The following is a 13,399-nucleotide window of genomic DNA, read 5'->3' on the forward strand; positions in this document are numbered from 1 at the left end:
AGGTACGGGGGATGACCGCCTACAGCGGCCGGGGCGTGCACGGGCAGACCGTGGCCACGCTCGGCGCGCGCATCGTCGCCGGGGAGATCGCCGAAGGCGCCGTGATCGACCTCGCCGAGCTGGGGCGCGACCTCGACGTCAGCATGACCGTGCTGCGCGAAGCGCTGAAGGTGCTGGCGGCCAAGGGACTGGTCGAGGCGCGCCAGAAGCGGGGGACGTCGGTGCGGGCGCGGGTGCACTGGAACCTGCTGGACAGCGACGTGATCCGGTGGCGCAGCGAAGCCGGCGACACCGCGGCCGTGCTGCGCGACCTGGCGGAGGTGCGGGCCGTGGTCGAGCCGGCGGCGGCGTCGATGGCGGCGCTGCGGCGCGACGAGGACGACCTCGCCGAGCTGGACGCGGCGCTGGCGGACATGCGCACGGCGGTCGGCCCGGCCGCCCAGGTCGCCGCGGACCTGCGCTGGCACCGCGCGCTGCTGCGGGCCACGCACAACGAAATGCTGTCCCGGATGGACGTGTTCATCGAGCCCGCGCTGCGGTTGCGCGACGCGCTCGTGCACGAGGCGCACGACGACGACCCGGAGCCGAGCCACGCGGTGGTCGTGGACGCCGTGCGCCGGGGCGCGCCGGAGGAGGCCGCGGCCGCAGTGAGCGCGTTGCTGGACAAGGCGTCCTCCGACGTCGCCGGGATCATCGGGGAGAAGGACGCGTGAAGATCGTTTCGGTGGAGACGTTCCTGGTGCCGCCGCGCTGGCTGTTCTGCCGCGTGGCCACCGACGACGGTCTCGTCGGCTGGGGCGAGCCCGTCGTGGAGGGGCGTGCGGAAACCGTGCGGGCGGCCGTCGACGAGTTGTCCGACCTGCTGCTGGGCCGGGACCCGCGCCGCGTCGAGGACCTGTGGCAGGTGATGACCAAGGCCGCGTTCTACCGCGGCGGGCCGGTGTTGTCGAGCGCGGTGGCCGGGATCGACCAGGCGCTGTGGGACATCCTCGGCAAGTCGCTCGGGGTGCCGGTGCACCAGCTGCTGGGCGGCGCGGTGCGGGACGAGGTGCGGGTATACGGCTGGATCGGCGGCGACGAGCCGTCCGCGGTCGCCGAGGCCGCCGCGGCGCAGGCCGAGGCCGGGCTGACCGCGGTGAAGATGAACGCGTCCGGGCGGATCGGGCGGATGCCGAACCGGGCCGAGGTCGACGAGGTGGTGTCGCGGCTGGCGGCGGTGCGCGAGGTGCTGGGCGATTCCCGGGACGTGGCGGTCGACTTCCACGGCCGGTTCGGGGTCGCGGCGGCGCGGCGCGTGATTCCGGAGCTGGCGCCGTTGCACCCGTTGTTCGTCGAGGAGCCGGTGCTGCCGGAGTACGCGCACCGGCTCGGCGACGTGGTGTCGGCGAGCGCGGTGCCGGTCGCGTGCGGGGAGCGGTTGTACTCGCGGTCGGAGTTCCTGCCGGTGCTGCAGGCGGGTGTCGCGGTGGTGCAGCCGGATCTGTCGCACGCGGGCGGGATTTCGGAGGTGCGGCGGATCGCCTCGCTGGCGGAGACCTTCGACGCGCTGATCGCCCCGCACTGCCCGCTCGGGCCGCTGTCGCTGGCGGCGAGCCTGCAGGTCGCGTTCGCCACGCCGAACTTCCTGATCCAGGAGCAGAGCATCGGCATCCACTACAACGCCGGGGCCGAGCCGCTGGACTACCTCGCCGACGTGCGGCCGTTCGCGTTCCACGACGGCGCGATCCGCCGGTGGGACGCGCCGGGGCTCGGGGTCGAGATCGACGAGGACGCGGTGCGCAAGGCCGATGCCGTGGGTCACCGGTGGCGGCCGCCGGTGTGGCGGCACCCCGACGGATCGTTCGCGGAGTGGTGATGAGTCCGAAGTGGATGGTGTTGTCGGCCGAGCGGTTCGAGCTCGGTGAGGGTTTGCGTTCGGTGTCCGGTGGTCTGGTGATGACGGACATCCTCAGTGGACGGTTGCTGTCGGTGGACACCGGCGAGGTGCTGGTGTCCCTGGACGAGCCGCTGGGCGCGGTGGCGCCACTGGCCGGCGGCGGGTGGATCGCCGCGGCCGGGCGGGGGATGGCGGTGCTGGACGGCGGGGTGCGGTGGCTGGCCCGGCCGGTTGATGCGTCGATGCGGATGAACGACGGCGTGGCGGACGCGTCGGGGCGCTTCTGGGCGGGCGCGATGGCGTGGGACGCGCGGCCGGGGGCGGGACGGCTGTTCCGGGTCGATCCGGACGGTTCGGTGCGCACGGTGCTCGAGGGCCTGACCGTGCCGAACGGCCCGGCGTTCGCCGGCGACACGATGTACCTGGCGGACAGCGCGGCCGGGGTGATCCACCGGTACGAGGTGTCCGAGGCGGGGGAGCTCGGCCCCGGTGAGCTGTTCGCGCGCGTCGAGGAGGGCAGCCCGGACGGGATGACGGTCGACGCGGAGGGCTACGTGTGGTCGGCGATCTGGGGAGCGTCCCGCGTGGTGCGTTTCGCGCCGGACGGGACGGTCGACCGGGTGCTCCCGGTACCGGCCGTCCAGCCGACGAGTGTCTGCCTGGCGGGTGGCCGGCTGATAGTCACGTCGGCGACGCACGGGCTGGCCGCGCCGGGTCCACTGGACGGCGCGGTGCTGGCGACGCCGTGTTCTGTGACGGCGGCGCCCGCGTGTGCGGCCCGTGTGCGGCCCGGCTTGCCCACGGTTCGGCTGGGCAAGACCATTACGCCCGAGGACGTCCGTTCGCTGGACGACTGAGTGGGTGCGGTCGCCTCCCACGGCGAATCGGCACGTCCGGCGCCGTCAACGGGGGCGGACGGGGCAGTGCTGGACCTGCGGCGGCTGCCTGTCCGGCTCGCGTGGGAGCCGGGTGCGCCGCTGCTGGGGAGGGCCGGGTGTGGGCTGCCCCGGCCGCGTGAGCGCGCGTGACAGGATGGCTGCATGGTTGCCGGATCCGCGGGTCGTCCCTGGCGGGGTGTCGACGCCGATGAGCGGCAGGCCCGCCGGCGGGAGCGGCTCGTCTCGGCGGCCTTCGACATCATGGGCACCGACGGCGCCGCCGCGGTGACCATGCGCGGCGTCTGCCGCGCCGCGAAGCTGACCGAGCGCTACTTCTACGAGAGCTTCGCCCGGCGCGAGGACCTGCTGGTCGCCGTGCTGGAGGACGTTGCCGGGCAGGCGCGTGAGGTGTTGCTCGCCGCGCTCGCGGAGGCCCCGGACGACACCGCCGCCATGGTCCGCCACGCCGTCGCCGAGTTCACCGCCTTCGTCACCGGCGACCCGCGGCGCGGGCGCATCCTCTTCGTCGAGTCGCTGGCCGCGCCGGAGCTGTCCACCCGCGGCGGCGAGCTGGTCGGCGAGTTCACCGCCACCATCGCGCAGGCCCTGCGCAGCCCCGCGCTGGCCGGCGAGAACGCCGACGACCGCGACGTGGACCTCAACGCCCAGGCGGTTTTCGGTGCGCTGGCCTACCTGTTCCAGGGCTGGCTCGCCGGGCGGCTGGACGTGTCCCGGGAGCGGTTCGTCGCCCACGCGGTGCAGGTGATCGAGCACCTGGCGCGGGCGCACTCCGCCTGACCTGCCCCGCACACCGGCGCATCCGCCCGGCTTATGGCACCTCGCCGCGCGCGCGCCGCTTGAGCTGGCCGCCGCCCCGCGGGCGCGCGCCGCCTGGCCTGCCCTACGCAGGCGCATCCGCCCGGCTTATGGCGCCCCGCGGGCGCGCGCCGCCTGACCTGGCCGCCGCCCGCGGGCGCGCGCCGCCTGGCCTGCCCTACACAGGCGCATCCGCCCGGCTCATGCCACCTCGCCGGCGCGCGCCGCCTGACCTGCCCCGCGCACCGGCGCATGCGCCCGGCTCATGGCACCTCGCCGCGCGCGCCGCCTGAGCTGGCCGCCGCCCCGCGGGCGCGCGCCGCCTGACCTGCCCCACGCAGGCGCATCCGCCCGGCTCATGCCACCTCGCCGGCGCGCGCCGCCTGACCTGCCCCGCACACCGGCGCATCCGCCCGGCTTATGGCACCCCGCAGGCGCGCGCCGCCTGGCCTGCCCCACACAGGCGCATCCGCCCGGCTCATGCCACCTCGCCGGCGCGCGCCGCCTGGCCGGGCCCCCGCCCCCGCGGGCCCACTCCGCCTGGCCTGCCCCCCGCAGGCGCATCCGCCCGCATTCCGCTCGACCTGCACCACCCCGCGAGCCCCCCGACACTCCTCCCCAAGTTGACATCACCTGATGTTGACATCACCCGATGTCTCTTTTACCGTCGGCGGAGTACCAGGCAGCGAGGAGGCTTCCATGCGTGAGCGGGTCCGGGTGGCGATCATCGGCGCCGGGTTCGGGGGGCTGGGCACCGCGATCGGCCTCAAGCGCGCCGGCATCGACGACTTCGTCGTCCTCGAACGTGCCGCCGACGTGGGCGGCACCTGGCACGCCAACACCTACCCGGGCGCGCAGTGCGACATCCCGTCCATCCTGTACTCGTTCTCGTTCGCGCCGAACCCGCGCTGGAGCCGCCTCTACCCGTACCAGCCGGAGATCCGCGACTACCTGCGCCGCTGCGCCGAAGACTTCGGCATCACGTCCCATCTCCGCCTGCGCCACGAGGTCCGCGAAGCGAGCTGGCGGGACGGAGCCTGGCACATCACCACCGACCGGGGTGCCTGGGAAGCGCAGGTGCTCGTCGGCGCGATCGGCCCCTTCAGCGAACCCGCGGTGCCGGACCTGCCGGGCCTGAACCGCTTCCGGGGCACCACCTTCCACACGTCCACTTGGGACCACGACCAGAACCTCGACGGCCGGCGCGTCGCGGTCGTCGGCACCGGTGCCTCCGCCGTGCAGATCATCCCGCAGCTGCAGCCGCGGGTCGCGCGCCTCACCGTCTTCCAGCGCACCCCGGCCTGGATCATGCCCCACCCGGACCGCCCGGTCGCCGGTCTGCCGCGCCGCCTCCTCGGCCAGGTCCCCGGCGCGCTGAGCCTCGCCCGCACCGGGTTCGACCTGGTGCAGGAAGCCCTCGTGCCGGGCCTAGTGCACCAGCCGCTGCTGCTCAAGGGCATGGAGGCCGTCGCCCGCGCCCACCTGCGCCGCCAGGTCCGTGACCCGCGGCTGCGCGCCAAGCTCACCCCGTCCTACGCGTTCGGCTGCAAGCGCCCCACCTTCTCCAACGCCTACTACCCGGCGCTGGCCCAGCCCAACACCGACGTCGTCACCGAGCCGATCAGGGAGGTGACCGAACGCGGCATCGTCACCGGCGACGGCGCCGAGCACCCGGCCGACACCATCGTCTTCGGCACCGGTTTCCGCATGACCGACCACCCCGGCTTCGGCAGGCTGCGCGGCCGGGACGGCCGCACCCTGGCCGAGGTCTGGAACGGCAGCCCGCGCGCCTACCTGGGCACCACGGTCGCCGGCTTTCCCAACTTCTTCCTGCTGCTCGGGCCGAACTCGGTCGTCTACACCTCCCAGGTCGTCACGATCGAAGCCCAGGTCGCCTACATCCTCGACTGCCTGCGCGAAATGGACCGAAGAGGACTGTCCACACTGGAGGTGAAGGCGACCGCGCAGCAGGACTACGTGCGGCGCGTCGACCATGGCCTGCGCAACTCCGTGTGGAACACCGGCGGCTGCCGCAGCTACTACCTCGACTCCGCGGGCCGCAACTTCACCTTCTTCCCCGGCTTCAACCGCACCTTCCGCGCCACCACCCGGCGGGTTGACCTCGCCGACTACCACCTGGAGAGGACGGCGTGATGTTCCGCATCGGCAAACCCCGCATCGACCCCCGCGGCGCCCGGCGCTACACGGAGGAGGCCTACGCGATCGCCGCGCGCGACGTGCACTTTTCCTGGGACGACGTGCCCCTGCACTACATTCCCGGCGAGCCCATGGCCACGCACCTGATCAACGTGATGCACCTGGTGCTCCCCGAGGGCGAGCGCGCCATGTCGGCGGCACTGGCCGAGGCGCTGCCGCTGATCGACGACCCGCGGCTGCGCGAGGAGGTCACCGGTTTCGTCGGGCAGGAAGCCGTGCACGCCTCGTCCCACGAAGGCGCCCGGGGCCACCTCGCCGAGCTCGGCCTGCCCGTCGAACCGGTCGCCCGCAAGATGGACTGGCTCGTCGACCGGGTCCTCGGCGACCACGGCCTGTCCGGCAAGGCGAAGCACGCGTGGCTGTGCGAGCGGCTCGGCCTGTTCGCCGCGATGGAGCACTACACGGCGGTGGTGGGGGAGTGGCTGCTCGGCGCCGACCACCTGGAGCGCGCCGGCATGCACCCGGTCATGCTGGACCTGATCCGCTGGCACGGCGCGGAGGAGGTCGAGCACCGCAACGTCGCCTTCGACGCCTTCATGCACGTCGACGGCGGCTACGCCCGCCGCGTGCGCACCGCGTTGATCGCCAGCTTCACCCTCGCCGTGCTGTTCGTCGGCACCGGCCGCTACCTCTACAACGCCGATCCCACCCAGGACAAGGGCGGGCCGTGGTGGCGCGAACTGATCAGCGCCACCCGCCGCGGCGTGACGCCCAAGCTGTCGATCTTCCTCACCGAGATCCCGAAGTACCTGCGGCCCAGCTTCCACCCGTCGCAGATGGGCAGCATGGACAAGGCCGTCCGCTACCTGGCCCAGTCGCCGGCCGCCAACGCCGCATGACCACCGCGGGCATGCGCCTGGCCGCGGTGGCCAGCGGCGCGTACCGGCGGGTGTTCGCCGCCGGGCCGGTCGCGCCGCTGCTGTCGCGGCCGAATCCGGTGCGCCGCACCGGTTACGACCTCGACGTCGTGGTCCAGCGAGTGCGGCAGGAGGCCGAGGACGTCGTCAGCCTGACGTTGGCGGGCGACGACCTGCCGGCGTGGCTGCCGGGCGCGCACCTGGACGTGTTCCTGCCGTCGGGGCTCCAGCGCGCGTATTCGTTGTGCGGCGATCCGGCCGAAGCGACTTACCGCATCGCCGTGCGGCGTCTCGGTGCGGGCTCGCGGGAGATGCACGACCTGCGAGAAGGCGACCGGCTCCGGGTGCGCGGGCCGCGCAATGCGTTTTCCCTGGTCGGGAACGCGCCGTCCTACCTGTTCGTCGCCGCGGGCATCGGCATCACGCCGATCCTGCCGATGGTCCGTGCCCGCCGCGGTCGCCTTGTCTACTTGGGACGGTCAAGGGCGACCATGCCGTTCCTGTCCGAACTGGACGACGCCGAGGTCCGCCCCGACGACGAGTGCGGTCCGCCCGACCTGCGGGAGATCCTCTCCCTCGCCGAGCCGGGGGCCGCGGTCTACCTGTGTGGTCCGCCGCCGTTGATGGCCGGGGCGCAGCGGATCCTGCGCGCGATCAACCCCACGGCGTCCCTGCACACCGAGCGGTTCAGCCCGCCGGTGGTGGAGGGCGGGAGGCCGTTCGAGGTCCACCTGCGCCGCAGTGGGAAGACGGTGGAGGTGAGTGCGGAAGAAAGCGCTCTCGCCGCGATCGGCCGAGTGCTGGACGTGCCGTACTCGTGCCGTCAGGGGTTCTGCGGCACCTGCAAGGTCCGCGTGCTCGACGGCGAGGTCGATCACCGCGACCGTCTGCTCACCCCCTCCGAACGCGACGACGCGATGCTCGTCTGCGTCTCCCGCGCCACCGGCCGTCTCGTTCTCGATCTCTGAGGAGTGTCATGACTGTCGTCGACCACGACGTGACCACCGGCGTCACGGCCGCCGTGCAGGCAGCGCGGGCGGCCGCGCCGGGCTGGGCCGAGCTCGGCTTCACCGGGCGGTCCCGGCGCTTGCGAGCCTGGCGGCGGGCCATCGCCCGGGGCGCGACCGAGCTGGCCGGGCTGATCCACCGCGAGATGGGCAAACCGCTGCCGGACGCGATGCTGGAGATCGCGATGGCGCTGGAGCACCTGGCGTGGGCCGAACGCAATGCCGAGGCCGTGCTCGGCCCGCGCACGGTGCGGCCCGGCGCGCTCACCGCCAACCACAAGTGCGTGGTCGAGTACCGGCCCTACGGCGTGGTCGGTGTGATCGGGCCGTGGAACTACCCGGTCTTCACGCCGCTGGGCTCGATCGCGGCCGCGCTCGCCGCGGGCAACACGGTGGTGTTCAAGCCCAGCGAGTACACGCCCGAGGTCGGCCGCTGGCTGGGCGAGGCGTTCGGCGACGCGTCGGTGCTGGGGGTCGTCACCGGCGACGGCCGAACCGGCGCCGCGTTGTGCCGGTCCGGTGTGGACAAGATCGGCTTCACCGGCTCCACCGCGACCGGCCGCCGGGTCATGGCCGCCTGCGCCGAGTCGGTCACGCCGGTGCTGATGGAGTGCGGCGGCAAGGACGCCCTGCTCGTGGACGCCGACGCCGATTTGGACGCGGCCGCGGACGCCGCGGTGTGGGGCGGCATGTCCAACGCCGGTCAGACCTGCCTGGCGGTCGAGCGGGTGTACGTCCACCGGGACGTGCATGACGCGTTCCTGGAGAAGGTCGTCGCTCTGGCGCGTGGGGTGCGGGCCGGCGAGCACATCGGGCCGGTCACCATGCCCGGCCAGGTGGAGGTCATCGACAGCCACATCCGCGACGCGCTGGACCGCGGCGGCCGTGCGGTGCTGGGCGGGCCGGACGCCGTGCGGGGCCGGTTCGTCGAGCCGACGATCCTCACCGGCGTGCCCGAGGACAGCGCCGCGGTCACCGAGGAGACGTTCGGGCCCACTCTGACCGTGACCGCGGTCGCCGACATGGACGAAGCGGTCGAACTCACCAACCGCAGCCGGTACGGGCTCGGCGCGACGGTCTTCTCCCGCCGCAACGGCGAGGCGATCGCGCGGCGGATCCGGTCCGGCGCCGTGTCGGTCAACGCCTTCGTCGCGCACGCGACCGTGCCCGCGCTGCCGCTGGGCGGCACCGGGGCGTCCGGCTTCGGGCGGGTGCACGGCGCGGACGGGCTGCGTGAGTTCGCCTACCCGCGCGCGACCACCGCGCAGCGGTTCCCGTCACCGGTGCCGTTGACGTCGTTCCGCCGGCCGCCGTGGGCGGACACGCTGGTGCGGGTGCTGATCGCGGTCCGGCACGGGTGGCGGTGACCGTGGTGCTAGCGACACTGCGCGACCTCGGATTGCCGCTCCCCGGCGGGCGGACCTACCGCGTCGCGGGACGGACGGTGCTGATCACCGGCGGCGGGGCCGGCATCGGGCGGGCGCTCGCGCGGGTCCTGCACGCGCGGGGCGCGGTGGTGGCGCTCGTCGACCGCGACGGCGCCGCGCTGGAGGCGGCCGCGGAGGAACTGGGGGACCGGGTGCTCACCGCGGTCGCCGACGTGCGCGACCGCGACGGGATCGCGGAGGCGGTGCGGGGTCTGGCCGGCCGCGCGGGCGGGCTGGACGTGGTCGTCGCCAACGCCGGGGTCACCCCGCCGCCCGCGACGCTGCGGCAGATCGAGCCGGGCGAGTTCGACCGGCTGCTTGCGGTAAACGTCACCGGTGCGTTCAACACCGTGCGGCCCGCGCTGGACCACCTGATCGCCCGGCGGGGGCACGTGGTGGTGGTGTCCTCGGCGGCGGCTTTCGTGCCCGGCCCTGGCGGCGCGGCGTACATGGTGAGCAAGGCGGCGGCCGAACAGCTGGGCCGCGCGTTGCGGCTGGAGCTGGCCGGGCACGGCGTGACGGCCGGGGTCGCCTACTTCGGGGTCGTCGACACGCAACTGGCGCGCACCACCCTCGACGACGACCCGCTCGGGCAGGCGCTGGAGAAACGCCTGCCGCGGCCGCTGCGCCGCCGCATCACGGCGACGGAGGCGGCCACCGTGCTGGCCGACGCGATCGCCCGCCGCGCGGGGCGCACGCTCGCGCCGGCGGCGTGGCAGCCGTGGGCGCTGCTGCGCGGGGTGGTGAACGTGGCCGCGGACGCCTACCTAGCCGCCGACCGGACGACGCAGGCGCTGATCCGCGAGCTGGAGGAGCGGGGGAAGGCGGGGTGATGGCCGGTGGCCGGGGCATCGGCGGCGGCAGGGGCACCGCGCGATGGCGGCGAGCGCCGCGCAGCAACGCGCGGCGGCGCGTTCCGTGCGGCGCGGCCCGGTCGGTTGTTCACCGGACCGCGGGCTCGCGGCCGACATTCCACTTCACTGCGCGATCGCGCCGGGAGTTTCGGGCCGGCCGCGGGTGGTGCGCGCGTGGGGGTGCTGCCGACTCTCGCCGCCGCGTGCCGTCGCCGCCGCGTGGCGGCGCGGGTGATGATGCCGCCGCGTGCGGACGGTGGCCGTGCGACGCGCTGGCACCGCCGCCTCCCAGTGCGGGCGATGGCGCCACCTCTCCGCGCGGGCCGGTGAGGGCCGCATGAGCTCGTGGCAGTCCCGGCTGCTGGCGCAGGCCACGTCCCGCACCATCCGGCCCCTGATCGCCCGCGCGCCGATCACCCCGCTCACTCTCCGGGGCGCGCGCTGGGCCATCGACCGCGCGGTCGCGGGCACTGGCCGCCTCCCGGCCGGCACCACCTGGCGCCGAATCGAACTTCCCGCGTGCGGCGCCGAGTTCGTGTGCCCCGCCGAACCGGCCGCCGTCACGGTGCTCTACTTCCACGGCGGTGGCTTCATCGCCGGCTCCGCGCGCGCCTGGCGTCCCTTCGTGGCCGGCCTGCGGATGCCCGTCCTGTCCGTCGACTACCGCCTGGCCCCTGAACACCGCATCAGCGACGCGATCGGCGACGGCCTGTCCGCCTACCGCTGGCTGATCGAGCACACCAGCACCCCGGTCGTCTTCGCGGGTGACTCCGCCGGCGGTGGGCTCGCGATCTCCGTCGCGCTGCGCGCCCGCGACGAAGGTCTTCCCGTGCCGGACGGTCTCGCGGTGATCTCGCCGTGGGCCGAACTCGGGCCGGCTCGCCCGGGCCCCGCCGACGCGCTGCTGTCGACCGCCCGCGTCGACCGGGTCGTCCGGCTCTGCGGCACCGGGCCGGAACCGTCGGCGGCGCGGGCCGACCTGCGCGGGCTGCCACCCACGCTCGTCGTCGCCGGGGAGCGGGACCTGCTCGCCGCCGACAGCCACCTCGTCGCGCGGCGGTTGCGTGACGCCGGCGTGCCCTGCGAACTCCGCGTCTGGCCGGGACAGGGCCACGCGTTCCCGCTCGCCCGCGCCCTCCCCGAGTCCGCCGCCGCACTGGCGGCGATCACCAGTTTCCTCACTACCCGGAGCAGATCCCCATGCCCTACACCGCCGTCGGGTACGCCGTCCGCGACAAGGTCGCGACCACCACCCTGAACCGGCCCGCCGCGCGCAACGGCTACACCGTCACTATGGCGGGGGCAGCAGGATCGTGGCGCCCACGCCGACGGCCGCGCCCTGGACGGCGGCGATGACCGGCTTGTTCATTGCGCAGATCGCGATCACGCACCGGCTCAGGGGCTCCACGAAGGACTCGTCGACTGCCGGCTCGCCACCGCGACGCGCGGTTCGGGTTCGTCTTCACCCGCCGCGGCATCGTCCCGGAGGGCGCCTCGACCTGGTTCCTGCCGAGGCCGGTGGGCATGGCGAATTCGCGACCGGCTCGCCGGCCGCGCGCACGAGCTGGCGCGTGAACTGGCCACCACGGTCGCCCCGGTGTCGGTCGCGCTCACCCGGCTCATCGCGGAGATCCTCACCAGCCCGGACGCCGACCTCCCCGGGCGCGTCCGCACCGACCTGCCGGACCACCTGACCTGGCCCGGAAGTTAGGGTTGCCCGGTGAGTGCGACCCTCCAGGCAAAGGACCTGACCGCGGGCCACGGGCACCGCACCCTCTTCTCCGGTCTCGACCTGGTGGTGGCGCCCGGTGACGTCGTCGGGCTGGTCGGCGTCAACGGCGCGGGCAAGTCCACGCTGCTGCGGATCCTCGCCGGGGTCGACAAGCCCGAGGCGGGCGAGGTCCGGCTCACCCCGCCCGCGGCGACCGTCGGGTACCTGCCGCAGGAACCGGAACGCAGGCCGGGCGAGTCGGTGCGCGAGTTCCTGGCTCGGCGCACCTCGGTCGCGGCGGCGCAGGCGGAGCTGGACGCGGCCACCGAGGCGCTGACCGCGGGCGCCGACGGAGCCGACGACCGCTACGCCGTCGCCCTCGACCGGTGGCTGGCGCTGGGCGGCGCGGACCTCGACCACCGCGCCGAGGAGGTCGCGGTCGAGCTGGGCCTGTCGGTGGACCTCGACCAGCCGATGACGTCGCTGTCCGGCGGGCAGGCCGCCCGCGCCGGGCTCGCGTCGCTGCTGCTCAGCCGCTACGACGTGTTCCTGCTCGACGAGCCGACCAACGACCTCGACCTGGACGGCCTGGCGCGGCTCGAGCGGTTCGTCACCGGGCTGCGCGCGGCGACCGTGCTGGTCAGCCACGACCGGGAGTTCCTCGCCCGCACCGTCGACCAGGTGCTGGAGCTGGACCTGCCGCAGCAGCAGGTGCGGCTCTACGGCGGCGGGTACGAGTCGTACCTGGAGGAGCGCGCCGTGGCGCGGCGGCACGCGCGCGAGAACTACGAGGAGTACGCGGCGACGCGCGCTTCGCTGGAGGAGCGGGCGCGCACGCAGCGGGCCTGGATGGAGAAGGGCGTCCGCAACGCCCGCCGCAAGGCCGCGGACAACGACAAGGCCGGCCGCAAGTTCCGCGCGGAGGCCACCGAGAAGCAGGCCGCGAAGGCCCGCCAGACCGACCGGATGATCGAACGGCTGGAGGCCGTCGAGGAGCCGCGCAAGGAGTGGGAGCTGCGGATGGAGATCGCCGCGGCTCCGCGGGCCGGCGCGGTCGTGGCGACGCTGCGGGGAGCCGTGGTGCGGCGGGACGCGTTCACCCTCGGGCCGGTGGACCTGCAGATCGACTGGGCCGACCGGGTGGCGATCACCGGTGCGAACGGGGCAGGCAAGTCGACGCTGCTGGCCGCGCTGCTCGGGCGGGTTCCGCTCGACGCCGGGTCGGCGTCGCTGGGGTCCGGGGTGGAGGTCGGCGAGGTCGACCAGGCGCGCCGGCTGTTCCTCGGCGACCTGCCGCTGGCCGAGGCGTTCGCGCGGGAGGTCCCGTCCCTCGCCGACGCCGACGTCCGGACGCTGCTCGCGAAGTTCGGCCTGGCGGCCGCGCACGTGCTCCGCCCCGCGGCGACGCTGTCCCCGGGCGAGCGCACCCGCGCGGCGCTCGCGCTGCTGCAGGCGCGCGGGGTGAACCTGCTGGTACTGGACGAGCCGACCAACCACCTCGACCTGCCCGCCATCGAGCAGCTGGAGTCCGCTTTGGACAGCTACCGGGGCACGCTGCTGCTGGTGACCCACGACCGGCGCATGCTGGAGGCGGTCCACGTGACCCGGCGGCTGGAGGTCGTGGACGGCAAGGTCACCGAGCTCTGAGCCGTGACTTTCTCCGCCCCCGCGACGAGGTGACGCGCCCGGGCATGGGGCGCACGCTGCGGCGATATCGGTTCACGTATCGCCGAACGGGTGGCGTGGTCTTGGACAG

At 74.4% G+C, this 13,399-nt stretch carries 11 protein-coding genes; all 11 read left to right on the plus strand.

Features of this window, described 5'->3' with window-relative positions; all coding sequences use genetic code 11:
- Positions 1–11 precede the first annotated feature (11 nt).
- Positions 12–713: a FadR/GntR family transcriptional regulator gene (locus tag L2C96_RS05405; RefSeq protein ID WP_020420851.1), complete on the plus strand. Its 702-nt coding sequence runs from the start codon at positions 12–14 to the stop codon at positions 711–713.
- On the plus strand, positions 710–1,855 hold the full coding sequence (gene dgoD, locus L2C96_RS05410) for a galactonate dehydratase (protein ID WP_020420852.1): 1,146 nt from the start codon (positions 710–712) through the stop codon (positions 1,853–1,855). The genes L2C96_RS05405 and dgoD overlap by 4 nt, the downstream gene beginning before the upstream one ends.
- Positions 1,855–2,733: an SMP-30/gluconolactonase/LRE family protein gene (locus L2C96_RS05415; RefSeq protein ID WP_237335385.1), complete on the plus strand. Its 879-nt coding sequence runs from the start codon at positions 1,855–1,857 to the stop codon at positions 2,731–2,733. The genes dgoD and L2C96_RS05415 overlap by 1 nt, the downstream gene beginning before the upstream one ends.
- Before the next feature lie 183 nt (positions 2,734–2,916).
- Positions 2,917–3,552, plus strand: a complete 636-nt coding sequence (locus L2C96_RS05420; protein ID WP_020420854.1) for a TetR/AcrR family transcriptional regulator — start codon at positions 2,917–2,919, stop codon at positions 3,550–3,552.
- 717 nt (positions 3,553–4,269) lie between these two features.
- Complete coding sequence (locus L2C96_RS05425) at positions 4,270–5,724, plus strand: flavin-containing monooxygenase (protein WP_237335386.1); 1,455 nt, start codon at positions 4,270–4,272, stop codon at positions 5,722–5,724.
- Positions 5,724–6,626 carry a metal-dependent hydrolase gene (locus L2C96_RS05430; RefSeq protein ID WP_237335387.1) on the plus strand — a complete coding sequence of 301 codons (903 nt, stop codon included), beginning with the start codon at positions 5,724–5,726 and terminating at the stop codon, positions 6,624–6,626. The genes L2C96_RS05425 and L2C96_RS05430 overlap by 1 nt, the downstream gene beginning before the upstream one ends.
- A complete protein-coding gene (locus L2C96_RS05435) occupies positions 6,623–7,612 on the plus strand; it encodes a PDR/VanB family oxidoreductase (protein ID WP_237335388.1) in 990 nt (329 codons plus the stop codon). Before L2C96_RS05430 ends, L2C96_RS05435 begins: the two co-directional genes overlap by 4 nt.
- An 8-nt stretch (positions 7,613–7,620) precedes the next feature.
- A complete protein-coding gene (locus L2C96_RS05440; protein ID WP_237335389.1) occupies positions 7,621–9,018 on the plus strand; it encodes an aldehyde dehydrogenase family protein in 1,398 nt (465 codons plus the stop codon).
- Entirely contained in the window at positions 9,015–9,911 is an 897-nt protein-coding gene (locus L2C96_RS05445) for a short-chain dehydrogenase/reductase (protein ID WP_237335390.1), read from the plus strand. The genes L2C96_RS05440 and L2C96_RS05445 overlap by 4 nt, the downstream gene beginning before the upstream one ends.
- Positions 9,912–10,269: 358 nt before the next feature.
- Positions 10,270–11,190, plus strand: coding sequence for an alpha/beta hydrolase (locus L2C96_RS05450; RefSeq protein WP_308191132.1), 921 nt, complete (start codon positions 10,270–10,272; stop codon positions 11,188–11,190).
- Positions 11,191–11,652: 462 nt separating this feature from the next.
- Positions 11,653–13,290, plus strand: coding sequence for an ABC-F family ATP-binding cassette domain-containing protein (locus tag L2C96_RS05465; protein ID WP_020420864.1), 1,638 nt, complete (start codon positions 11,653–11,655; stop codon positions 13,288–13,290).
- Positions 13,291–13,399: the final 109 nt, after the last annotated feature.

The sequence above is a fragment of the Amycolatopsis tucumanensis genome (assembly GCF_021654135.1).
Taxonomy (GTDB): Bacteria; Actinomycetota; Actinomycetes; order Mycobacteriales; family Pseudonocardiaceae; genus Amycolatopsis_E; species Amycolatopsis_E tucumanensis.